General features: G+C 43.4%; 21 protein-coding genes. 10 read left to right on the forward strand and 11 right to left on the reverse strand.

All coding sequences use genetic code 11. The annotated features are described in order from the left end of the window. Positions 1-312: 312 nt before the first annotated feature. Positions 313-948: an imidazole glycerol phosphate synthase subunit HisH gene (gene hisH / locus JGK14_RS02445; RefSeq protein WP_293185028.1), complete on the reverse strand. Its 636-nt coding sequence runs from the start codon at positions 946-948 to the stop codon at positions 313-315. Between the two features lie 157 nt (positions 949-1,105). Here hisH and JGK14_RS02450 point away from each other — a divergent pair, with 157 nt between their 5' ends. Further along, on the forward strand, positions 1,106-1,642 hold the full coding sequence (locus JGK14_RS02450; protein WP_293185029.1) for a pyroglutamyl-peptidase I family protein: 537 nt from the start codon (positions 1,106-1,108) through the stop codon (positions 1,640-1,642). A 42-nt stretch (positions 1,643-1,684) separates the two neighbouring features. Here JGK14_RS02450 and JGK14_RS02455 read toward each other — a convergent pair whose 3' ends face one another. Beyond that, the gene (locus JGK14_RS02455; protein ID WP_293149208.1) at positions 1,685-2,167 is read right to left on the reverse strand and encodes a flavin reductase family protein; all 483 of its coding nucleotides are present in this window, start codon (positions 2,165-2,167) and stop codon (positions 1,685-1,687) included. Between the two features lie 286 nt (positions 2,168-2,453). Here JGK14_RS02455 and JGK14_RS02460 point away from each other — a divergent pair, with 286 nt between their 5' ends. Beyond that, positions 2,454-3,653, forward strand: a complete 1,200-nt coding sequence (locus tag JGK14_RS02460) for a glycosyltransferase family 87 protein (protein WP_293185030.1) — start codon at positions 2,454-2,456, stop codon at positions 3,651-3,653. Between the two features lie 66 nt (positions 3,654-3,719). Here the strand turns inward: JGK14_RS02460 and JGK14_RS02465 are convergent, their stop codons facing one another. The 3 genes from JGK14_RS02465 to lgt all read right to left on the reverse strand — a co-directional run bounded on the left by JGK14_RS02465 (position 3,720) and on the right by lgt (position 6,566). Next, positions 3,720-4,556, reverse strand: coding sequence for a dienelactone hydrolase family protein (locus JGK14_RS02465; RefSeq protein WP_293185031.1), 837 nt, complete (start codon positions 4,554-4,556; stop codon positions 3,720-3,722). 216 nt (positions 4,557-4,772) lie between these two features. Continuing rightward, entirely contained in the window at positions 4,773-5,552 is a 780-nt protein-coding gene (gene cobM / locus JGK14_RS02470; RefSeq protein ID WP_293185032.1) for a precorrin-4 C(11)-methyltransferase, read from the reverse strand. Positions 5,553-5,672: 120 nt separating this feature from the next. Beyond that, complete coding sequence (gene lgt / locus JGK14_RS02475; RefSeq protein WP_293185033.1) at positions 5,673-6,566, reverse strand: prolipoprotein diacylglyceryl transferase; 894 nt, start codon at positions 6,564-6,566, stop codon at positions 5,673-5,675. A gap of 417 nt (positions 6,567-6,983) precedes the next feature. Here lgt and JGK14_RS02480 point away from each other — a divergent pair, with 417 nt between their 5' ends. The 6 genes from JGK14_RS02480 to JGK14_RS02505 all read left to right on the forward strand — a co-directional run bounded on the left by JGK14_RS02480 (position 6,984) and on the right by JGK14_RS02505 (position 15,920). After that, positions 6,984-8,051, forward strand: coding sequence for an acyltransferase family protein (locus JGK14_RS02480; protein ID WP_293185034.1), 1,068 nt, complete (start codon positions 6,984-6,986; stop codon positions 8,049-8,051). Positions 8,052-8,162: 111 nt separating this feature from the next. Then, a complete protein-coding gene (gene rlmN, locus JGK14_RS02485) occupies positions 8,163-9,272 on the forward strand; it encodes a 23S rRNA (adenine(2503)-C(2))-methyltransferase RlmN (RefSeq protein ID WP_293185035.1) in 1,110 nt (369 codons plus the stop codon). Positions 9,273-9,387: 115 nt separating this feature from the next. Continuing rightward, positions 9,388-10,842 (forward strand): DUF3375 domain-containing protein, encoded by a 1,455-nt coding sequence (locus tag JGK14_RS02490; RefSeq protein ID WP_325314725.1) that lies wholly within the window; start codon positions 9,388-9,390, stop codon positions 10,840-10,842. Between the two features lie 13 nt (positions 10,843-10,855). After that, complete coding sequence (locus tag JGK14_RS02495; protein ID WP_325314726.1) at positions 10,856-11,422, forward strand: DUF4194 domain-containing protein; 567 nt, start codon at positions 10,856-10,858, stop codon at positions 11,420-11,422. A 10-nt stretch (positions 11,423-11,432) separates the two neighbouring features. Then, positions 11,433-14,756: an ATP-binding protein gene (locus tag JGK14_RS02500; protein WP_325314727.1), complete on the forward strand. Its 3,324-nt coding sequence runs from the start codon at positions 11,433-11,435 to the stop codon at positions 14,754-14,756. A gap of 12 nt (positions 14,757-14,768) precedes the next feature. Continuing rightward, positions 14,769-15,920, forward strand: a complete 1,152-nt coding sequence (locus tag JGK14_RS02505; RefSeq protein ID WP_325314728.1) for a Wadjet anti-phage system protein JetD domain-containing protein — start codon at positions 14,769-14,771, stop codon at positions 15,918-15,920. A 120-nt stretch (positions 15,921-16,040) separates the two neighbouring features. Here the strand turns inward: JGK14_RS02505 and JGK14_RS02510 are convergent, their stop codons facing one another. From JGK14_RS02510 to JGK14_RS02520, 3 genes are all read right to left on the reverse strand, one after another. Beyond that, on the reverse strand, positions 16,041-17,150 hold the full coding sequence (locus JGK14_RS02510; RefSeq protein ID WP_293241976.1) for a class I SAM-dependent methyltransferase: 1,110 nt from the start codon (positions 17,148-17,150) through the stop codon (positions 16,041-16,043). Positions 17,151-17,275: 125 nt separating this feature from the next. After that, on the reverse strand, positions 17,276-17,938 hold the full coding sequence (gene purN, locus JGK14_RS02515) for a phosphoribosylglycinamide formyltransferase (RefSeq protein WP_293327183.1): 663 nt from the start codon (positions 17,936-17,938) through the stop codon (positions 17,276-17,278). A gap of 278 nt (positions 17,939-18,216) precedes the next feature. Further along, positions 18,217-18,801: a GNAT family N-acetyltransferase gene (locus tag JGK14_RS02520; protein WP_293327179.1), complete on the reverse strand. Its 585-nt coding sequence runs from the start codon at positions 18,799-18,801 to the stop codon at positions 18,217-18,219. 59 nt (positions 18,802-18,860) lie between these two features. Here JGK14_RS02520 and JGK14_RS02525 point away from each other — a divergent pair, with 59 nt between their 5' ends. Then, a complete protein-coding gene (locus JGK14_RS02525) occupies positions 18,861-19,751 on the forward strand; it encodes a carbohydrate ABC transporter permease (protein WP_293185043.1) in 891 nt (296 codons plus the stop codon). Between the two features lie 226 nt (positions 19,752-19,977). Here JGK14_RS02525 and JGK14_RS02530 read toward each other — a convergent pair whose 3' ends face one another. Then, positions 19,978-20,568, reverse strand: a complete 591-nt coding sequence (locus tag JGK14_RS02530; RefSeq protein ID WP_293185044.1) for a DJ-1/PfpI family protein — start codon at positions 20,566-20,568, stop codon at positions 19,978-19,980. Between the two features lie 78 nt (positions 20,569-20,646). Here JGK14_RS02530 and JGK14_RS02535 point away from each other — a divergent pair, with 78 nt between their 5' ends. Next, on the forward strand, positions 20,647-21,012 hold the full coding sequence (locus JGK14_RS02535) for a hypothetical protein (RefSeq protein ID WP_293196721.1): 366 nt from the start codon (positions 20,647-20,649) through the stop codon (positions 21,010-21,012). A gap of 241 nt (positions 21,013-21,253) precedes the next feature. Here JGK14_RS02535 and JGK14_RS02540 read toward each other — a convergent pair whose 3' ends face one another. Continuing rightward, positions 21,254-21,400, reverse strand: a complete 147-nt coding sequence (locus JGK14_RS02540; protein ID WP_293185047.1) for a photosystem I protein PsaX — start codon at positions 21,398-21,400, stop codon at positions 21,254-21,256. A 124-nt stretch (positions 21,401-21,524) separates the two neighbouring features. Further along, the gene (locus JGK14_RS02545; RefSeq protein WP_293185049.1) at positions 21,525-22,496 is read right to left on the reverse strand and encodes a lipoyl synthase; all 972 of its coding nucleotides are present in this window, start codon (positions 22,494-22,496) and stop codon (positions 21,525-21,527) included. Positions 22,497-22,859 lie beyond the last annotated feature (363 nt).

Raw genomic sequence — 22,859 nt, forward strand, 5'->3', positions numbered from 1 at the left:
ATATTAAAATTAATTGAGGTATGAGGTATGTAGTTGCGCTTAAGCGCTCTTCCCGCAAATATTAAAATTAATTGAGGTATGAGGTATGTAGTTGCGCTTCAGCGCTCTTTCGGCAAATATTAAAATTAATTGAGGTATGAGGTATGTAGTTGCGCTTCAGCGCTCTTTCCGACGTTTGATAGTCAACATATTTTTGACTGTGTTAAGAAGTCCGTAATTTGGGATTTAGCGCTCTTTCCGATATCCCCAAAAGAGCGCTAAAGCGCAACTACGTACCTGGATTTAATAGACATTTTGCAAGATATCTATTACCTAAGCAGCAACTTTTGTTCTCACCAGACTGACAAAATTTGACAGCATATGCAATCCCGTACTCGAAGACTTTTCCGGGTGAAACTGCACCGCCATCAGATTATCTTTAGCGATCGCCGCCGTCACATTTTGACTTCCGTGAGTCACCATAGCCGATCGCACTTTCAAATCAACCGGATCGACATAATAAGAATGCACGAAATAAACCCAAGGATCGGAGGGTAAACCTTCCCACAGCGGTTGATTCGGCTGAGCAAATTCTAATTGATTCCATCCCATGTGCGGAATTGTCAGCCCCGGTTCCGACTGAAACCTGCGGACTTTGCCCGAAATAACGCCCAAGCCTGGTTCTACGCCTTCCTCCGAACTTTCAAACAGGATTTGCAAACCCAAACAAATGCCTAAAAAAGGTTTTCCCGAGGCGATCGCACTTTTTATCGGTTCTATCAAATTGCGCGATCGTAAATTCTGCATTGCCGGATCGAAGGAACCCACTCCCGGCAAAACCACCGCATCAGCCTGCTCGATGATAGCAGGAGAATCCGTAATTTTTGGCACTGCACCCACATTTTCCAAGCCTTTACAGACAGAGTGCAGATTGCCCATGTCATAGTCCACTACTGCGATGACAGACATTGACTTACTTGCCTTATATTATCAATATCGCTATTATTGCATACAATCAGTCATTAGTCAGTTGTTATTAGTTATTGGTTATTGGTTATATGTTGCTGCCAATTCCCAATTCCCAATTCCCAATTCCCAATTCCCAATTCCCAATTCCCAATCATTTATGACAACAAAATTTTTATTAACATCATTTGATACTTGGCTTCCCCATCAGAAATCCAACTCTTCCGACGATTTATTAGCCAAAATTTCCCAAATTCAATCTTTGCCTGATTCGCTAACTTTTTTGAGAAAACTGCCCGTAGATTTTCAGGAAGCGCCGAATTTGGCGATCGCCCAAATCAACCAAATCCAACCCGAAACCATTATCTGCTGCGGCATGGCCGAAAGCCGGGAAAAATTAACCGTAGAATCTTGCGCTTGCTGCGATACAGACATTCTGAAAACAAAAGTCAATCTCGAACCGCTAGTCGCTGATTTATGCACCACAGAAATCAGTTACGAAGCCGGAAAATATGTTTGTGAAGCTCTCTATTACGCAGTTTTAAAACATATTCGCAATGCTCAACTTCCCGCTAAATGTATTTTCGTCCACGTGCCAATTTTAACATTAGAAAATTCTGACAAAATTGTCGGCGATTTTTTATCTATTGTCAATCGCCTAACAATTAACCACTGTCAACTGACAACTGACAACTGACAATTGCCAATTGCCAATTGCCAATTGCCAATTGCCAAGTTGTTAACCGCCGTAATTCCAGCCCGTCGTTTCTAATAGCAACGGATCGCCCTCGCGATGAACACCGGCACCGATAACTTCACCGACATAAACCGTGTGATCTCCGTGTTCCACAGCACCAACAACATTGCACTCAATGTAACCCAGAGTATCCGAAATAATCGGACAACCGGTTTCGGCGCCTAGATAAAATTCTACATCCTCAAATTTATTGCCAACGCGGCGCTGCTGCTTGAAGAATTTCTGGGCTAACTCTTTTTGTCCAGCTTCCAGGAAACTCAAAGCAAACACACCGCTAGCTTTGATCATGGCGTGGGATTTGGAGTCTTGCTTGACGCAGTTGACGACTAAGGGAGGGGTAAAGGAAGATTGCATCACCCAGCTAGCGGTGAAACCGTTGACTTCTTCCCCGTCTTTGACACCGCAAATGTACAATCCGTGAGGGATTTTGCGGAGGAGGGTCTTTTTAGCTTGTTCGTCTAGCACGGGCTTACCTGTCGATCGATAATTCTACACCGCCCAGTTTACCAATGTCCCGTCCACAAACCCAACTGTCTTAAGGGCGATGCGCCACACGGAGAATCTTGAGATTGCCAATATTAGTTTTTTCACAACCAAATTTTCTGCTTGCCACAATATTTATTTTTATTAACTTAAATTGAGTTTTTCCGATGTTTTGACAACCAACTATATACTATGTTAAGACTTTAGCTATTAATCTTAGAATCTAAACGCAGTCACTCAATTAGTTAACAAAACCGGAGATAATTCGATGACAGAATCGTTTAAACGGAACTTTGGTTTAGGTCTTGTAGCAGTCAGTATATTATCTCTAATTTGTTTCGGCATAATAGGGATTGGCAGAGATGGCCAGCTAAATGCTGACGGTTCTGTACTTTACGCTGCTGGGCGTGCTTGGCTGAAGGGTTTAAATCCCTACAACCACGATATGCTGACTCAGAGTGTAGCGACAATAAAAGAAATTGACACGCTTCAAGATGCGGCTTTCTTTTATCCTCCTCAATCAGCCGCATTGTTTATGTTTGTCGGTCTTTTCGATTACCCTGTTGCCAAATTCGTTTGGCTATTACTCAACTTGCTGTCAATCGCAGCTATTATTGCGATGACAGTTCGCACCATCAACCAACATCAAAATAACAGTCAAAATCAACTCGGCAGTTTGGTGATGGCTGCGATGATTATCGGCAACCCATTCACTGCCCACGTTGTGTGGATGGGTCAAACTTCTTTGATGGCTTTTGCCGGGACAATGGCTGCTTGGTTCTTCAGCCAACGGCAAAAATTTGTATTGGCAGGTATCTGTTTGGGTATAGCCAGTTTTAAGCCGCAACTATGCTTATTGCTGGGTATTTGGTTTTTGCTAGAACGGAACTGGAAAATATTAGCTGTAGCCTTGGCAACGGTTATAATTATGAGCGCTTACCCATTGGTGCTGTACGGCGGGCCAGTTGGGATGCTGGCAGCATGGCATCAAGGAATTCTAGACAGCTATAGTTCTTTGCCTTTCAATCAACCGGGGTTTCAAGATAAAGTTGGTATGGAAAGTCTTTTCGCTTCTTTAGGCTTGAAGGTACCGGCTATCAAGATTGTGGCAGTAATTTTAGCGGTTGTGCTGTGGGTGTTTCGCAATAGAATTAATCGCGAAGATGTGTTGGCTCTGCTGATGGGTATATCCTTCACCTTTCTGGGATATACTCACGTTTACGATTATGTAGGTTTGTTCCCGATTCTGACTTCGCTGTGGCTGTATTGCAGCAATAACCGCAAAGCTTTGCTCGGCAGTATTGCCTTAGTTTTTCTGCTCTTTTTTCCGAGACGGATATTTTTAGCAGCGGGTTTGCCTTTTTTGATTCACTGGAGAACAATTGTTGTTTTAATTCTAGTAGTTGGTGTTGTTCTATTCAGCATGAAATCTAAATCGAGTGAGGGATTGCAACAAGAAATTGCTTGATTTTGGGTCGAGTTACCAGTGACGATATTTTTAACTGTCCACTGGCGACTCCCTTGCTCAAAACTCTCAAACAACTCCGTGCTTTTTAAACCAATCTTGCAGCTTTTTCCAAGCATCATTGGCTTCTTTTTCCCGATAAGTGGGGCGATAGTCGGCGTTAAAACCGTGGGGTGTATCTGGATAAAGCACAATTTCGGAACCGCTGGTACCAGTTTTGAGAAGTTGTTGCATTTTCTCGACTGTATCGTTGGGAATTAAGTCATCTTTGCCACCGTAAAGCCCCAATACTGGCACTTTCAAAGTTGCTGCAAGGTCGATCGGCTGTTTGGGAGTCAAAGGCGTAGAATCGCTAGCCAAACGCCCGTACCAAGCCACGCCAGCTTTGACTTTCGGGTTGTGTGCCGCGTACAGCCAAACAATTCTGCCACCCCAGCAAAATCCGGTAATCCCTAACTTATCAATATTGCCCTTGGCTGACTTTTGCGCCCAATCGACGGTAGCATCTAAATCGGACATGACTTGAGCGTCGGGAACTTTGGAGACAACTTTACTGACAATTTCTTGAATGTCGGTGATTTTAGAAACATCACCTTGACGGGCAAACATCTCTGGGGCGATCGCCAAATAACCTAATTTAGCAAAACGGCGGCAAATATCTTGGATGTGCGCGTGAACCCCGAAGATTTCTTGAATCACTAAAATGACTGGAAAATTGCTACCGCTGGCCGGCATTGCCCTGTATGCTGGAATCTGCCCGTCTTTCACGGGGATTTTAACTTCACCTGCAACTAAATTCGTTGCATCTGTGGTAATAGTTGCCAAAGAAATAGGATGAACTGCTAATGCAAATCCGGCGGTTAATGCGGTGACAGTGATAAATTGTCTGCGAGTTAAATCTTTCATTGGTAATGGGGAATAGGGAATAGGGAATAGGGCATTGGGCATTGGGAATGGGGCATTGGGCATTGGGAATGGGGCATTGGTTATTGGGAAGAAGGCCCGCGCCGGGCATTGGGCATTGGGTATAGGGCATTGGGTATAGGGAATAGGAACCAACCAATAACAAATAACCAATAACAAATAACCAATAACAAATAACCAATAACAAATAACCAATAACTACTGACGAAATAGCCGATCGTGCTCTGGATGGTACAAGCGCGATCGCCCTTGGGCCTCTTTTCCCAAAGCCGGACTAATCACATACATCGTCGTTCTGATCAAATTATGTTCGCGAGTGGCGATCGCCATTTTGTCAAGAGGAACCAGCACAATCTTCTCATCAGGCCAGCCCAACCGATAACAAATCGCCACAGGCAAATCAGACGGGTAATATTCCATCAACTTAGCTTGAGCCTGTTCGACATGGCGGGCGCTCAAATACAGACACAAACTCGCTTGATGAGCCGCCAAACCAGCTAATTCTTCACGTTCTGGTACTTCAGTTCTGCCGCTAATTCTGGTCAAAATAATTGTCTGCACAACTCCGGGAACTGTCAACTCAATTTTAAGTTTAGCCGCCGCAAGTTGGAAAGCGCTAATTCCCGGAATTACCTCAAAAGCAATTCCCGCTTCAGCCAAAGCGTGCATTTGTTCGCCGACTGCGCCGTAGAGACAGGGATCGCCCGAATGCAGTCGGACGACGCTTTTGCCGGCTCGCACTCGATCCACCATCAAAGGTACAATCTCTTCGAGAGTCTTATCTGCCGTTTGGATAACTTCAGCATCCGCGCGCACCCCCTCTAAAATTTGCTTTGGAACTAGGGAATCGGCAAATAATATGACATCGGCCTGGGCCAGCAATTTTTGAGCCCTAACAGTCAACAAATCCGGGTCTCCGGGGCCTGCACCTACAATGTATACGCCTGGAATTAGGGATTGAATCTCTGTCAAACTCATTGCTGATAAAAAATTTGCGAAATTTACTGGCGTTTCCGGATGCACCTATTTTGGTTGGAAGTAAGGGATGGTAGATGCACCCTGGTTTTGAACCCTAGAGACTAACGTCTCTGGGGTTTTTTATTGATCCTCTGGGGATTTGGGAGCAACCTTTGTGCGATCGCCCGTGGCTGATACAACATCTGGCAAAGGTCGATCGAGCAAATAAAGCCAAGCCAACCCGCCAAAACCTAACACAATCCCAGTCAAACTTACCATCTGCGCCGTCCGCAGCGGCCCGAACATCAAACTATCAGTTCGCAACCCTTCAATCCAGACTCTACCGCAACTGTAAGCTGCGATGTAAACCAAAAACAAAGCACCTGTTTTTAACCTAATTTTGCCCTGCAAATCGCGGAAAAACAAAGTCAGCAGCAACCCAAATACTGTCAAATTCCACAGAGATTCGTAGAGAAAAGTGGGATGGAAGTATTCAAAATTAGCATAGGCGATCGGGCGACTGTTTGCCGGAATATAGAGTTTCCAGGGCAAATCCGTAGGACTGCCAAAAGCTTCGGAATTAAAGAAATTTCCCCAACGTCCGATCGCCTGACCAAGAATTGCCGAAGGTGCGATTAAATCGGCCAATTGCCAAAAAGAAACTCGCTGGATTTTCGCAAAAATCAAAGCTGCGATCGTGCCGCCCAAAATTGCGCCGTGAATGGCAATTCCGCCTTTCCAAATCGCAATAATATCTTCAGGTCTCTGGGCGTATTGCTGCCACTCAAAAGCCACGTAATAAATTCTAGCGCAAGGAATAGCGCCCAGAACCAGCCAAATTGCTAAATCGCCCAGCAATTCCGGGTTAACGCGGCGTTTTTCGGCCAAATATTGGGACAGACTGACCCCAATCAAAACGGCAGAAGCTATCAACAGCCCGTACCAACGAACGGCTACGGGGCCGAGTTGAAAGATAATCGGGCCCGGGGATGTGAATTGAAAACCTAAAGGCAGCGCAAGAATATTTAGCACCATGAAAGTTGAATTATTTTTGGTGGAAAGCTGTCAAATTTGCATACCCTTTCACAAACTACAGAGTTTATTTTAGGTGACTGCGGTCATTTACACGCAATATTTGGGGAATTTCGCCGAAAATTAACTTTGTTGTCGAGATTTCTGTTATTGCAACCTTGTTGACGTGACACGACGGACTCAAAGGCTACACTCAGAATCACAGAATTACCTTGCAATGCCTCCAGGAATATACAGCAGGTTGCAGGTTTAGGAAGTACACCCGCTTATCGAGCAATTCCCGTTGGGACAAGGCACTGCCCTCCATACTGCACTTCATAAACTGGGGATAGGCTGTAAGCATCAGTCGGGCTTGACATAAAAAAACTATGGGTGTTAGTATGCACTAATCAAAAAAATAATATTCTTTAAAAAAAGATTATGGTAAAATCCAAATTTTACATTCCTTCCTTGGACGGAATTAGGACGATTGCTTTTTTCATTGTCTTTTTATCTCATGCAGGGGGCGAGAATATTTTCCCTGGGGCCTTTGGTGTAACAGTGTTTTTCTTTTTAAGTGGATATTTGATCACAACTTTGCTGAGACGTGAATATGAACAAAACCAATTCATTAATTTAAAACATTTTTATTTACGACGTATTCTGCGAATTTTGCCTGGGTTTTATGTAATTTTATTCCTAGCATCTATCTTGACCTGGATAGGTGTACTTGAAGGAGAAATACAACTACCAGCTTTTTTAAGCCAGGCTCTCCATTATTATAACTATTATGTAACTTTTTTTGGTGGTTCCGGAGTAGCTCCTGGTACTCAGGTATATTGGTCTCTGGCGGTGGAGGAACACTTCTACTGTCTTTTCCCTTTTCTCTACATAAGTTTACTCAAAATGCGTGTGAGTCCCCAAAGGCAAATGTTAATTATTTGGGGGATTTGCTTAGCTATTCTAATTTGGAGATGTGTTCTAGTGTTTGGCAGGGGAGCAGATGAAAATAGCATCATTTTTTTATCAGATACGAGAATAGATAGTATATTGTTTGGCTGTGCATTAGCGGTCAATGGCAACCCAGTATTAGATGCTCCCTATGGCTCTGATAGACTGTGGAAGTATTTCGTACTACCAGCCGGAATTACTGTAATTATTTTATCGTTTATATGTGATTCTAGTGAATTTGAAAGTACAGTGCGTTACACTATTCAAGGTATTGCACTACATGGTCTTTTTATGGCTGCTATCCGTTTTCCCGATTGGGGAGTATTTCAAATTCTCAATTGGAATTGGATGCGGTTTATCGGTTTGCTTTCATACTCGCTTTATTTAGTACACCATACTGTAATTAAGGCTGTTTATCTTTATTTACCTCAAGTTTATGTGGTTTTGCAAGGAGCGATAAGTATGCTGATTTCCTTGATATTAGCCTATGCAATATATAGGTATATAGAGATGCCATGCGGAAAGCTACGCAAGCAGTTGTCATCCTCATCAAGTTAAGTGCCACAAAAAATTTACCAAGTCTATTTTCGCCAATTTCGTCACCGATAGGTGGCAGCTTTGGTCGAAAAGTTTTAATATAGAGGGTGGTTTTAAATTTTCTGATGACCTATGTCTCCTACTTCCGTTTCTCAGGTGTACTCTTCTGGTAATTCCAGGGATGCGAATCAGTCTCGCAAGACTGATGCTTTGGCTGTTGAGTCTGGTAAAATTCCGCCGTTGTTGGGCGCGAATTTGGCTGAGTTAACGGAGTGGGTACAGCAGCAGGGACAACCGGCTTATCGCGGGAAACAGTTGTATCAGTGGATTTATGAGAAAGGGGCGCGATCGATCTCTGACATTTCTGTATTCTCGAAACAATGGCGCGAGACTGTTGCTAAAATTCCGATCGGGCGATCGACTATTCATTTGCGATCGGTCGCACCAGACTCCACCGTAAAGTATCTCCTAAAATTAGCAGACGGTCAAATCATTGAAACCGTCGGCATTCCCACCGAAAAACGGCTGACAGTGTGCGTCTCAGCCCAAGTTGGCTGTGCGATGGGCTGCGACTTTTGCGCTACGGGAAAAGGCGGTTTCAAGCGCAACTTAGAAAAACACGAAATCGTCGATCAAGTCTTGACAGTACAGCAAGATTTCGGCCGCCGAGTCAGCCACATCGTATTTATGGGGATGGGCGAACCCCTGCTAAATTTCGATAATGTCGTAGCTGCTGTCAAGTGTTTGAATCAAGACGTAGGAATTGGACAGCGAAACATCACCATTTCCACAGTCGGAATCCGCAATCGCATCACCCAACTAGCTGAACATCAACTGCAAGTTACCCTCGCCGTCAGCCTCCACGCCTCCAATCAAAGACTGCGCGAAGAGTTGATTCCCAGCGCCCACCCTTATCCTTTGGGTGAGTTAATGGCAGAATGCCGCGAATATGTGCGATCGACTGGACGTAGGTTAAGCTTTGAATACGTACTCTTAGCTAATGTGAATGATTTACCGGAACACGCCGCCGAGTTAGCAAGTCAGTTGCGCGGCTTTCAGTGTCACGTCAATTTGATACCTTACAATCCGATTCAGGAAGCTGAATATCAGCGGCCAACTCCCAATCGAATTAACAATTTTGTTACAGTTTTGAAGGAAAAGAAAATTGCAGTTAGCGTGCGATATTCTCGTGGTTTAGAAGCAGATGCCGCCTGCGGACAATTGCGGGCTTCTGAGGTGTAAGTTTCAAGACTTATGAGTTATGAGTGCTACTTAAATAATTTTAATAGCACTCATAATTTTCAATACTTAAGATCGAAATTTAAGACAATTAAAGTGTTAATATAATCCTCTAAATATGGAACATGACAGCATAGAATATGACTTAAAAAATGAGCCTAGCCTCAAGCTTTTAAGAACTGACAACGCACCATTAATTATCAGTTTTTTATATCGCCAGTTCAAGTATTCAAATCAGATTACCGTTTCCCAATCTGAACTCGTAGAAAAACTTGAAAATTATTTAGAGAAGCTGTGCGAACACGAACCAGAACGATATTGTGGGAAAGCACAGACTTACCTGGACACCTGGTGCAATAGCGATCATCAGTTCTTGAAGAAATATTATCAGACGAAGAATGACGATCCGGTTTTTGAACTTGCACCAGGTACTAATCGGGCGATTGGTTGGCTGGAAGATTTGAAGAGGAGAGAGTTTATTGGCACTGAATCCCAGTTTTTAGAGATCTTTGCACTTCTCAAAGAAATTGTCACTAAAAGTACAGAAGATCCAGCAGTGCGTTTGGAGGAATTAGAAAAACAAAAAGCAGCAATTCAGAAAGAAATCGACACCATCGAACAAACTGGTGAGGTTGAGCGCTACAGCGAAGCTAAGCTCAAAGAGTGGTTTCTTAAAGCTAATGATGTGGCGCGCCGGCTGCTTGCTGACTTTGGAGAAGTCGAGCAAAATTTTAAAGCAATCACGGACAAAGTGAAAAAGGCACAGCTAAAAGAAGAGGGGGGAAAGGGGTTAGTTGTCGCACAGGTAATTGATGCGGATGAAGAAATTAGAAAATCCGATCAGGGGCGCAGCTTCTATGCCTTCCGAAATTTTCTGGCAGATCCTTCCAAACAGGAAGAATTGGAAAAAATGATTGATGGGGTATATGGCTTGCCAGAACTTCAAGATTTGGGTAAAAAAAATCCCATACTACGAATAATTAAACGCAGTCTAATTAAAGCTAGCGACAAAATTATTAAATCAAATTATCGTCTTGCCGAACAGTTGCGAAAAACGCTAGCCCAACAGCATATCGCAGAGAACAGGCGAGTGAAAGAACTGATTGCCCAAATTAAAAAGTTAGCACTTACCGTGGTGGATAATCCTCCAGAAACTGAGGAATTTATCTGGATAGAAGGCGACCCGGAAGTGCAAATGGTGATGGAAAGACCGAGGTGGAAACCCACAGAAGAGCGAATCTTTAAAAGCTACAAGTTTAGCGAGGAAAATGTCGATTTATCGAGGGAGAAACTTGAGGAACTCCGAAATTATTGTTATGTGGATGAGGAAGTATTGAAGCAGCGGATTGCTGCAATCTTGGAAAGTCAACATCAGGCAACGCTAGCTGAAATAATTGAGAGGTATCCGGTGGAAAATGGTTTATCTGAAGTTATTGCTTATTTGGCGATCGCCTCTCAAGACACAAAACACGCGATCGATGACTCCGCGAGCGATCGCATAGACATCGCCAGTTACTCAGACAAGGAAAACCTCATGCACCTGACACTACCGCAAGTTATTTTTAAAAGATAAACATAGCAAATATATGATAGAAAACGACATTATAGCACCCTACGCACCCGCAATCATCAAATTACTAAAGGGTATTCTGTATAAGGATGACAGTGATTGGGATTTGCTATTGAACAACGAACGAAACGTCAAAGAATACTTCGGGAAAATTGGCGTGACAGTTTATTTAGATGAAGAAGAAGGGTATGCTTATTTACAGCAGCCCGATCGCGAGGATGACGACGAGCAAGCAAAAACACTGCCCAGGCTGGTTAAGAGAGTTGCCCTGAGTTGGGAAGTTACGCTACTATGTGTTGTATTGCGCGAGGAATTGCTAGAGTTTGAGGCCAGCACCTCTAATTCGACTCGCTGCATTGTGTCTAAATATAAAATTCATGATTTAATGCGTCCGTTTTTTAAAGAGCAAACTAATGACGTACAGCTTGTGAAAAAATTTGACAGTACGATCGATCGAGCCGTCAAGTTGCACTTTTTAAAAGAGTTAAAGGGTACAGAAGGCGAATATGAGGTTCGCCGCATCCTCAAAGCTAAAATTCCCGCTGACAAATTGAAGGAAATCAAAGAAGAGTTAAAAGCGTAGGACAAATCAAATGCTTGAATTTGAAAAGGACAATTCCAAAGCTGGATACCGCTTACATCGGCTTGAAGTATTAAACTGGGGAACTTTTAATCAGGGTACGATCGCCCCCTGCGGTTACACTTCCTTGCTCACGGGGGCTAATGGTTCGGGTAAATCGACGTTGGTTGACGCACTGCTGACATTGCTGGTGCCCAATAAAAAGCGGAATTATAACTTGGCTTCAGGTTCAGAAAAGCGAAAGCGAGAGCGAGATGAAAAGACCTATGTACTCGGAGCTTACAGCACAATTAAAAGTGAAGATGACCACAAATCTAAACCGAAGTACCTGCGTACCAAAGATGATTATTCAGTTTTACTCGCTTATTTCTTTAACAAAGGATGCCAACAGCACGTCACCTTGGCTCAGGTTTTGTGTGTAAAAGAGAAAGTTGAAAAGTTGTTTGTGGTTGCTGCTGGTAAACTCAGCATCGCCGAGCACTTCAATAATTTTGAAAACTTTCCAGAATTAAAAAAGCAATTAGCGTCTTTATTGCAACCAAAAATAGAAATCTTTGACACATTTGTTGACTACAGCAAACACTTTCGCAAAACCTTTGGTGTGGAATCTGAAAAAGCTTTCGATTTATTTAATCAGACTGTCAGCATCAAAGAAATTGGAGAGTTAAATGACTTTGTGCGCGGTCATATGCTGAACAAAATTAATCTTGAGGAGGAAATACAAGGGCTAACTAAATATTATAAAGATTTAACGCTTTCCCATGAAGCAATGCAGAAAGCAAAGAAACAGGTAGAGATTTTAAGGCCGCTAATTGCTGATTCTGACCAGTACGAAAAGGTCAAGCGTAATCTGGATGAATCGCAGGAAGTATTGCGAGTTGTTCCTGCCTATTTTGCTCAACGTAAAATAGGTTTGTTGCAGGAAATAATGGTAGAAAAACAACAGGAACATACTCAACTCAACCATGATTTATTAGAAATAAATGGGGCTGTAAAACGCTTGCGGCAGCAAGAGCTAAATTTAAAAGTAGACATTGAAAATGACGATAAAGGACGGCGAATAAAAGATTTAGAACAGGAAATTAAGACTTTAGAGGAACGGATACATAATTATAGAATAGCCGCCAAAAAATATACTAAGATTGCTGAAGGTATAGGATTTCCAGCTTACAGTGACCGGGATACATTTAATGGTTCTGCTATCCAGGCGGGGGAAAGGCAAAAAACTGTTACCGAAAAAATTAAAAACTTAATAAGTCAACGCGATGAGGAAACAATTAAGAAGAAACAACTTCAAAAGATTTACACTGAGTTAGACGAAGAACTACAATCTTTAAAACAGCGAAGAAATCAGATTCCTCGTGTAAACTTGCAAATCAGAAAAGAGATATTAACTGCTTTGGGAATTGCTGAGGCGGAAATTCCTTTTGTCGGCGAACTGCTGAAGGTAAAGGATGGAGAAGGCGAGTGGGAAGGGGCGATCGAAAAACTGCTGCACAACTTTGGACTGAGGCTCCTAGTTCCTGAAAGGCATTACCATAAATTCACTAAATATGTCGATGGAACTAATCTGCGGGGCCGCGTAGTTTATGAGAAACTTTGCACTAAAAATTTTGCTCAGGAAACTAGAAACTTAGATAAGAATTCTTTGTTTAACAAATTGGACATTAAACCTAATAATGAATATATTACTTGGCTGACTAATGATTTATTAAACACATTTGGTAGCTGCATCTGTTGTGAAGATTTAGATAGATTCGAGCGGGAGAATTATGCTATTAGAAAAAATGGCTTGATGAAAAAGGGGAATAGACATGAAAAAGACGATCGCCATCGAATCAATGACAAAAGTCAATATATTTTGGGATGGGACAATTCTGAGAAAATCAAGGATTGTGAAGCTAAATTGAAGGATAGTCAAGCAGAGATTGATCTAGTAAAAAAAGCGATCGAGGAGATTGAAACAGCACAAGAAGAGTGCGACAATCAAAAGAAGCTGCTAGAAAAGTTATTAGAATTCAATGATTTTTCTGCGATCGACTGGAAACCGGATGCTAGCAAGAAGCAAAAGCTAGTAGAGCAAAAGCAGGAGTTAGAGGAAAGTTGCGATCGCCTAAATGACTTGAAAAGAACACTAGCTGCTGTCAGCGCTGACATTCAGAAAAAGGAAGCAGATAAAACTGGCGCTGACAAAAAGATTGCTAATCTCGATCGCGATATCGACGCTTACCAACAACAGAGGGATGAATGCGACAGGCGATCGAAGTCATGCACATCCGAAAAGATTCAGATTTATACTCCTAAAATTGAAGAGAGTCTCAAAAATCCAAATCTGACGCTCCTCACCATCCATCCTTCGGAAGCTGAAGTAAATGAGTCTTACCAGAGTCAAATAAACGACGCAAATAGCAAGTTAACTTCTTTGGAAAGAAGCATTGACAAACAGATGGATAGTTACAAGCGAGAGTATCCCGAAGAAACGGCCAATGTTGACGCATCATTAGAATCGATTCCTGAGTTTAAAAAGATGCTACAAAGGATAGAAATAGAGGGTTTACCCGCACAGGAACAAAAGTTTAAAGAACTGCTAGACCGGAAAATTACTGACGCTATTTCTAATTTTAAAGAGGCGTTAGAAGACTGGGAAAGTGAAATCAAACAAAATATTTACGAGATAAATCAATCCTTAAAAGTGATTGAGTATACAGACTCGACTTATATACAAGTCCAATCGGAAATTAACCGAGACACCCAAATTAAGGAATTTAAAAATCAATTGAAGGTGTTGTGCTATCGTGATGTAGGCGTTGAGCAAACTTCTGAAGCTGACGAAGCTAGCTTTGAAAAAATTAAAGACCTGATCGATCGCCTCAAGTCAGATGAGTCGTGGACAGCAAGAGTCACCGATGTGCGTAATTGGCTTAATTTCTCAGTCAGCGTCAAAAATAAAGATGACCACACTCAGAAGGAATATTACTCCGATTCCTCGGGAAAATCGGGCGGGCAAAAGGCTAAATTAGCCTACACCATCCTAGCGTCAGCTATTGCCCATCAATTCGGATTAGTACAAGATCAAACAAAATCTGAGTCATTTCGTCTTGTGGTCATTGATGAAGCTTTTAGCAAGTTAGATGAAGAAAATGCAAAGTATGCAATGGAGTTATTTAAACAATTAAATCTTCAGCTTCTGGTAGTTACGCCCAAAGACAAAATCTACGTTGTTGAGAACTATGTAGGAGCTGCTTACTATGTTCACAACAGTATTGAAGAGAACGACTCCAAGGTTCGTAATATTCCCATAGAAAAGCTGCGTCTAAAACAAATGGCTTCAAATTAACTGTGTCTGTTTATGATTACACCCGACGAAATCAGAAAGAAAGCCGATCGACTTTATACTCCATTCCTGCAATCCTTGCTCCTGGGAGAACCTTTTTTCCCGCTAGATTGGCCCGCCGGCCGCAAAATTCCCGACGACTACCCGAAGTTAGAAGATGCTGTACAGCAACTTCTGAAAGGCTCAAAAAAGTACCTTGGCTACGGGTATCAAGTTGAGCTTATCCAGCGGAAAACTCGCAAATTCGATATGCAGTCGTTACCATCCAGAATCACATTTGAAACAGAGACAGATTATCTCAAATTCCTGAATAAGGAACCAGAAGTTGCTGATTTTCAACAAGCTGTAGCAAGGATGAGAAATGAAGTTCCAGAATTGAATATCTGGCTCAATCAAAATCCTCAAAAAGTAATCAAAAACTTAGGAAAATGGGAGGATTTATTGCGGGTATGCCTGTATTTCCAGAAGTATCCCAAACCGCACCTTTATCTTCGCGAACTACCGATAAATGTTCACACCAAGTTCATCGAAAAAAATAAAGGTATTCTGAATGAATTGCTGTCAGCTATCCTGCCAGACGGTGCTATTAATCCAGAAGAAAATGATTTTGAAAAGCGATTTGGTTTGCGATATGCTGAGCCATCGGTAACTATCAGAGCTTTGGATCAAAACCTACAGGTGAAGTATGGCATTAGCACCTCGGAGATGAGCATACTAATCTCTGACTTTGAAAGTCGCAGTCTTAAAGGATACCGCTTTATTATTACTGAAAATCTGATGAATTTTCGCACCTTACCCGATCTAAGCAACAGCTTTGCGCTCTGGGGAAAGGGATTTAATGTAGCTATTTTAAAAGATGTTGAGTGGCTAAGGCATTGTCAAATAATTTACTGGGGCGATTTGGATGCCCAAGGGTTCCAGATTCTTTCGCAATTAAGGTCTTATTTTTATGAAACGATTTCTGTTATGATGGATCGAGAAACTTTCGAGACATTTCAGGAATTTGCTGTGCCGGGAACAGTATGCAAGGTTGCTAACTTATCTTACCTGACACCGGAGGAGTATGATTTATTTGCTGATTTATCCAAGCGAACAATTCGTTTAGAACAGGAAAAGTTACGGAAGGATTTTGTAATTGGCAGGTTGAATAATTTGGCCGATCGGTAAGTCCACCTAAAAAAACAGAGTGAGGAATGCGAGTCCTCTCTCATTTGATGCGGACTAAAGTCCTCACTACGAACGTTTTTGATTGTGTTTGTGCGAGATGACATGATATTACAACACACTCTACAAGCGTTTAACCAGTATCCACCGCAACTCCAACGGCGGCGTTTCTTGCACCGGAAATAAATCGCGCCCACTCGCCCAACTGACAAACCAAGGCGTCGGCGGCCACGCAGAATCAGGCAAATGTTTTTGTTCGTATTCAATCACCGATTCATCGGCAATAATTTCTAACGGTAAACCCTCGATAGCTGCTTCCAATTCTTGTCTGGTAATTAAATAAGACCAACACAATTCTGACATTTGTTTTGCCATCTCATCTGGTTCATAGCCCTCGACAGCTAAGAAAGTGCTGAACAAGATAAACCCGCCACTTAACACAGCATCGGACATTTTGCCGAGAAATAAGCGGATTTGTTCGGGATAGCGGAAGTGCGAGAGAACTTCGGTAGCAATCGCTAATTTGTACCGATAGGTTTTCATCCTCAATAAAGGATCTAAAACGTCGCCTTGGATGACATGAATCGGCAACTTTTCGGCGGTGGCTGCTGCTGAGAGTTTTTCGGCAAATATCGGCGTTAGCTCGATCGCATCCACGGAATGTCCTAACCTAGCTAAAGGCAGACTATTGCGCCCTGGGCCCGCACCGACATCTAAAATAGCTGCTTTACCCGCTTCCCCTAATTCGGCGACAATTGCCATGACTTTAGCATCGGGATGGCTGCCAAATAAAGGTTCGGGGCGAATATCCGGCCAGGTATGATATTTCTGGGCCATCGATTCGACTTGAATCTTGGTATTCAGAGTAATCCCGCCGCCTAAGCCAGTTTGGGGATTGGCGGGAAAGTATGAGACGATGAGATTAGCGTGGGGAGAATTTTTGAATCCTTCTGTTAAGGCGTTAGCGATTAATGTTCGCAAATTTTCGGTTTGGGCAGCGTCGAGGTTTTGTCCGAGAACTTTTAAGAAGTCTGAGAGTAATTTTAGATAGTCGTCTAGCATTGATGGCAAACAAGGTAGATAAAATTCTCCCTTGATGCCGATGTTCTTTTTGAGTCTTTCTTTGAGAATTAATTTCAGGCTATTAGAATCAGTCAGCGGCGGGCCAGTTTCGGGCGAGTCGCTGACAGGCAATTCTGGGGAAGATGCGGCACTGGTAGGGTTTTTAGTCACAATGTTTTCGATGATAACCGCGCAATTTGCGGAAAAGTGCGATCGACATTACGGACAATCATAACCTCGGTGGTTGCTCTCGGTGGCGAAATTTGGTATAATTGTCTGCTGCCAAGATTCAGACATTAAACAGGAGGTCGATCGGCAATAAGTGCGATCGCGCCTAACATAATTTTATGCTCTTGCACCTGAATTCTCGCGTGCAGCGTTTCTGGCGTATCATCAGGCAATACCGGCACCGCAGCCTGCATTAAAATCGGCCCGCTGTCTACTTCCAAATGAGCGATGTGCACCGTACATCCCGTTATTTTCACCTTAGCGGCGAGTGCTTGCTCAACGGCGCGAATGCCTGGGAAACTCGGCAGCAAACTGGGGTGAATGTTAATAACTTTGTCTGCAAAAGCATCAAGCAAAACTTTGGTAACAATTCGCATCCAACCCGCCATCACCACCCATTCTACATCATGGGATTGAAAAGTTTTAACAATTTTTGTATCTAATTCTTCGCGGCTTTTGCAATCGCGGTGATTGAGCAAAATCGAGGGAATGCCGTATTTTTCCGCTCTGGCGACAGCTTTAGCTTCGGGATTGTTGTAAATTAATACTGGGATTTCAGCATTGAGTTGTCCCTGTTGGATGGCTTCGGCAATTACCTCGAAGTTGCTGCCGCTACCAGAAGCTAAAATTCCTAGTTTTAACGGTGGATGAGTCGGAGCAATCGCCGGAAAGCCAATCTCAGGAGAAATCAGGCTGGCAGTGGAATTAGTAGATACTGGGTTAACCGTCATAAGTTATTGGTTATTGGTTATTGGTTATTGGTTATTGGTTATTGGTTGTTGGTTGTTGGTTGTTGGTTGTTGGTTAACTGTCATACCAATTTAATGTGAAGTTGCATAGAATCGGATCCCCCTAAATCCCCCTTAAGAAGGGGGACTTTGAGAAAAATCTTGTCCCCCCCCTTATTAAGGGGGGTTAGGGGGGGATCGGATTTGGGAGCAGCCTCATAAAAAATTGTTATCAACTGTCAACTGTCAACTGTCAACTGTTTAAATAGCCTGAAAAACATTCAATCAGATTCTACAACAATACCATTAAAAAACTCTTCCCTCAGAAGCGAATAAATTTTCAGATCCCAATATCTGCCCTTGACAAATAGCTGCTGTCGCAAAATCCCTTCCAACTGCATCCCCACTTTTTCCATCACCCTCGCCGAAGCAATATTGTTAACTTCACATCTACCCACAATTCGATTTAGCAACATCTCCCGAAAGCCAAATTCAATAATTGCATTGACAGCCTCGCTCATGTATCCTTCTCTCCAATATCTCGCAGAAAGTGCATAGCCAATTTCCGCGCGGCTGTGCGTCATGCTCCATTCCACATATCCGCAAGTCCCGATAAACTTTTTCTCGGCTTTGTGGACAATTCCCCAATCTACAAGCTCTTTTCTTTTGTACATTTTTGTCAGAGACTTAAGAAAGTATTTAGTGTCTTCGATGGAGGTGTGGGTTGACCACATTGTGTATTCGGAGACTTCCGGGTTGGAAGCATACTCAAACATATCGCTGGCATCATTTAAAGTGATTTTTCGGAGCAGGAGCCTTTCAGTTTCTATAATGGGTATATTTGCTAATATATCGAGCAATTTCATTTTGACATTGACCTATATTGTGATACCATTTAAAACTAAAAGCTAAAATTTACAAGCCAATGGTTCCGATAAAATCTGGGCGTTTTAACTGGTTGGACAATGAGTCGATCGCAGCTTGGACATTTCTGGCCCCGGCTTTACTGTTTCTGGGTACTTTTTTGATTGGGCCGATCGCCTATTTATTCTACCTTAGCTTTACCAGAGGCAGCTTTACCCAGTCGGGAGTGCGTTTGATTGGCGCCAATAACTACTCGCGCCTGCTCACAAATCCGGATTTTTGGCAAGTTCTCCAAAACACGATCTATTTTACAACCGCGACAGTCATTCCTAGTTTAATAATTCCGTTGGGTTTGGCAGTTTTGCTAAATCGCTCGTTTGCTTGGCGAGGAGCTCTCCGCACTGCTTATTTTATCCCTTCGATTACCTCTCTAGTGGCTGTTGGCTTGGGTTGGCGGTGGTTGTTTCAGACCGAAGGCCCGGTGAATGATATGCTAAGGGCGATCGGCTTAAATCCAATTCCTTGGCTCAGCAGCACAGTTTGGGCAATGCCAGTCATAATTCTGCTCACTGTTTGGAAACAATTAGGCTTTAATATGGTAGTATTTTTAGCAGGATTGCAAGCAATTCCGGTAAATCGTTACGAAGCAGCAGAATTGGATGGAGCTAATGGTTGGCAGCAATTTTGGCACATCACTTTACCCGGTTTGCGGCCGACTTTAGTATTTGCTACCATTACTACAGCTATTTTTACTCTACGCAGTTTCGAGCAAGTCTATGTCATCACCGGCGGCGGCCCTTTGAACTCTACTAATTTGCTAGTTTATTATATTTACGAGCAAGCTTTTTCCCAATTCGATTTTGGCTATGCAGCCGCAGCAGCAACTTTTCTGATGGCGATAGCTTTGATATTAGTTTATGTTCAGCTTCGAGTTTGGGGCGAAGATTCTTAATGAGCTAGGGACACAGCTATTAGTGTCAAATTAAGAGGGTTCGCATCCCAACTACACACAAAGGTACGTTGTTGGGCTTTAGCCCTCTTTCGACGTATATATAAAGGAGGCTCAAGCCCAACTACACACAAAGGTACGTTGTTGGGCTTTAGCCCTCTTTCGACGTATATATAAAGAGGGCTAAAGCCCAACAACGTACCTAATTTTTATACTCCATTCCCAATTATCAATTATTAATTGTATATTCCATATGATCTGCTGTTTGTGCGGCTTGCGCTGTTCCCAAAAGCTTGCCGACAACGTGCAAAGACATATCAATTCCCGCAGCAATTCCCCCAGATGTAATGATTTTGCCGTTATCGACAAATCGCTGATTTTCAACAACAGTTGTATTCGGAGCTAATTCTCTCAACAAATCCAATGCCCCATGGTGTGTAGTTGCGGCCAAACCTTCCAACAAGCCAGCTTTTGCCAACAGCAGCGAACCCGTACAGACAGAAAGCACTAATTCTGCTGTTTGCGAACAATCTTTTATCCAGTTAATCACGGCTGAATTATCGATTAACTTTCTCGTGCCTAGTCCTCCCGGTACAATTAAAATATCGGGTGGCGGACAATCGGAAAAAGTACAATCGGGATTTACGCTCAAACCGTTGCGGGCGCTTACTGCACCGGGATTTTCGGCTACGGTAGAGACTGCAAAAGGTCGTGAATCCTTATTTAATTCTGATGTCACCGAAAACACTTCAAAAGGCCCGGCAAAGTCCAGTACCTCGACATCATCGAACATGAAAATAACTACGTTCCTAGTTGGCATAACACATACTTCTGATAGAGGTCAAAAATAGCAGCGATTTGTTAGAGTATAAATGCTATGATTTAAATCATTAAAGCTATGCCGAAAAATCTTCGCCATCGCGCCCTAAAAATCGGTTTTTTGTGTCTTGTTTGCGCGTTAGCAATTACTATTTCGCCAATTTTTACCCCGGCTCAATTGACCAGTCAATTAGAGTTTCGGATTACTCAATTAGAAAGTCAAATTGCTGAACTCCGCGGACAAATCAACAGTTTGCAGTCTCAAGGTTCTAGAGTTAATCGGCCTCAGTCTCCGAACCGCCCAGGTTCGGGCAGGACAAATTCTAGAATGCTTTCGGGAGACCCGATGTTTGACAATTTAGCAACTTTGGCAATTGAAACTAAGCAGGATGTGCTCAAAATTCAAGAGCGCTTGTCTAAGTTAGAAGCATCAAGAAATCCTTAGAGAAGGAAGAAGGAAGAGGGAAGAAGGAAGAAGGAAGAGGGAAATACTTAGAAGGAAGAGGGAAATACTCAGAAGGAAGAAGGAAAAAGTAAGTAGCAAGAAAGAAAAGGTAAGTAGTAAGAAGGAAAAAGTCTCCCACTCTCCCACTCTCCCACTCTCCCCATCTCCCCCTCTCCCTCTCTCCCCCTCTCCGACTTTGAGGTTCCCAAAAGCAGGGTCTGCTAAAAGTCAACTTGCAGAACTATTCAATGATATGGAAATAATAGGCTGCAACCAGCAAATTGATACCTAACAGACCCAAAAACCAGGCTGCGCGAAAGGTGTAAGGGAATTTGCCCGTTTTCATCACGGAGTCGGATTTTAATTGGTTCTTTGCTATGTCTGCCATAATTCAAGCTCCTAATTCACAAGTCACTGTATTCACAAATAGCAGAGAGCGTCGCACATGACACAATCTAAGAGTGTTATTTTTTGTAACTAGGACTTGATACCGAGTTGAATTCAGATTGATTTCAATGGCTCTCTCCGGCGTGGTAGGAACTGCGGACTAGGGGCCCCGATCGCACTCGCTCAAACCCCATCTCGCGGGCGATCGACCCGAAACGGTCAAATTCGGCTGGCGTCCAGTATTTGCGGACTGGGAGGTGTTCTAGAGATGGTCTCATGTATTGACCGAGGGTGAGCCGATCGCACTTGGCATCCCGCAAGTCGGCCATCGCTTCCACAATCTCGGTCTCGGTTTCCCCGTGCCCCAACATCAAACCGGATTTGGTGGGAATAGTTGGGTCAAATTCCTTGACGATACGCAGAAGGTCGATCGAGCGATCGTACTTAGCCCCCCTCCGCACCGGCCCTTGCAATCGGCGCACCGTCTCAATATTGTGGTTGTAACAAGCCGGTTTTGCCTCCACCACCGTCCGAATCCGCTCCCGCTGCAACTCATCAAGCCCGGAATTCTCCCCGGGGGCGGGCACGGGGGCACCGCCCCTACCGATGCCTCCCCAAAAATCCGGCGTTAGTACCTCAACCTCAGTATCGGGGTTTAAGTGCCGGATTTGGGCGATCGTCAACGCAAACCAACCCGCCCCTCCATCCGGCAAATCGTCCCTCGCTACCGAAGTCAGCACTGCATAGCGCAAACCCAACAATTGCACCGCCTGGGCCACCTTTTGCGGTTCCTCGGGATCGAGGGGCATCGGAGAATGACCTTTATCTACTTGACAAAAAGCACAAGCACGGGTGCAAGTCGGCCCCATCAACAAAAAAGTCGCCGTTTTTTGGGCGTAGCACTCGCCCCGGTTGGGACATCTGCCTTCCTCGCAAATCGTATGAATTTGCCGCTGTTTGATAATTTTCTGCACTGCGGAAAGTTCGCTAGCTTTGCCAATCGGCCGTCGCAGCCAATCCGGCATCGCCTCGATTTCGCTCCGCATTTGAGCGGCAGTTGCTTTGACAGTAGGAGTTTGAGGAGTTTGGGGCGACATAAAACCTGCATGGCGATCGAGTTAATATATGCGATCGTATCCGAAATCAAAGTCCCTCAACTTGTAGGAATCTGACCCCAAATCAGAATCCGGATCAATTGCAGCTAAACTAAACTCGTTCAGAATTCTAGGTAGAATTCTCTTAGGGATATACTAAAGATTGCAAATCACAAGACCACACGGGAAGCGGCAAACTCAGAGACTTCATTCAGTCCTGAGAGGAAAGCGACTCGGAGGACTTTAGTCCCCGTGGTATGTAGTCTATAGCGCATCACGCGCAAACCTCGGTCTTTCAAGCCGGGGATGAAACGCAGCAGCAGCCGTTTGAAGGCTGCCATTACTCTAGATTAGAATTGAATTGTG

The sequence above is a fragment of the Microcoleus sp. PH2017_28_MFU_U_A genome, from assembly GCF_020738035.1.
Taxonomy (GTDB): Bacteria; Cyanobacteriota; Cyanobacteriia; order Cyanobacteriales; family Microcoleaceae; genus Microcoleus.

Coding starts and splice junctions, on each gene's coding strand:
- hisH (WP_293185028.1), bottom strand. CDS start 948: ATGTCTGTCATCGCAGTAGTGGACTATGACATGGGCAATCTGCACTCT.
- JGK14_RS02450 (WP_293185029.1), top strand. CDS start 1,106: ATGACAACAAAATTTTTATTAACATCATTTGATACTTGGCTTCCCCAT.
- JGK14_RS02460 (WP_293185030.1), top strand. CDS start 2,454: ATGACAGAATCGTTTAAACGGAACTTTGGTTTAGGTCTTGTAGCAGTC.
- JGK14_RS02465 (WP_293185031.1), bottom strand. CDS start 4,556: ATGAAAGATTTAACTCGCAGACAATTTATCACTGTCACCGCATTAACC.
- cobM (WP_293185032.1), bottom strand. CDS start 5,552: ATGAGTTTGACAGAGATTCAATCCCTAATTCCAGGCGTATACATTGTA.
- lgt (WP_293185033.1), bottom strand. CDS start 6,566: ATGGTGCTAAATATTCTTGCGCTGCCTTTAGGTTTTCAATTCACATCC.
- JGK14_RS02480 (WP_293185034.1), top strand. CDS start 6,984: ATGGTAAAATCCAAATTTTACATTCCTTCCTTGGACGGAATTAGGACG.
- rlmN (WP_293185035.1), top strand. CDS start 8,163: ATGTCTCCTACTTCCGTTTCTCAGGTGTACTCTTCTGGTAATTCCAGG.
- JGK14_RS02490 (WP_325314725.1), top strand. CDS start 9,388: ATGGAACATGACAGCATAGAATATGACTTAAAAAATGAGCCTAGCCTC.
- JGK14_RS02495 (WP_325314726.1), top strand. CDS start 10,856: ATGATAGAAAACGACATTATAGCACCCTACGCACCCGCAATCATCAAA.
- JGK14_RS02500 (WP_325314727.1), top strand. CDS start 11,433: ATGCTTGAATTTGAAAAGGACAATTCCAAAGCTGGATACCGCTTACAT.
- JGK14_RS02505 (WP_325314728.1), top strand. CDS start 14,769: ATGATTACACCCGACGAAATCAGAAAGAAAGCCGATCGACTTTATACT.
- purN (WP_293327183.1), bottom strand. CDS start 17,938: ATGACGGTTAACCCAGTATCTACTAATTCCACTGCCAGCCTGATTTCT.
- JGK14_RS02520 (WP_293327179.1), bottom strand. CDS start 18,801: ATGAAATTGCTCGATATATTAGCAAATATACCCATTATAGAAACTGAA.
- JGK14_RS02525 (WP_293185043.1), top strand. CDS start 18,861: ATGGTTCCGATAAAATCTGGGCGTTTTAACTGGTTGGACAATGAGTCG.
- JGK14_RS02530 (WP_293185044.1), bottom strand. CDS start 20,568: ATGCCAACTAGGAACGTAGTTATTTTCATGTTCGATGATGTCGAGGTA.
- JGK14_RS02535 (WP_293196721.1), top strand. CDS start 20,647: ATGCCGAAAAATCTTCGCCATCGCGCCCTAAAAATCGGTTTTTTGTGT.
- JGK14_RS02540 (WP_293185047.1), bottom strand. CDS start 21,400: ATGGCAGACATAGCAAAGAACCAATTAAAATCCGACTCCGTGATGAAA.
- JGK14_RS02545 (WP_293185049.1), bottom strand. CDS start 22,496: ATGTCGCCCCAAACTCCTCAAACTCCTACTGTCAAAGCAACTGCCGCT.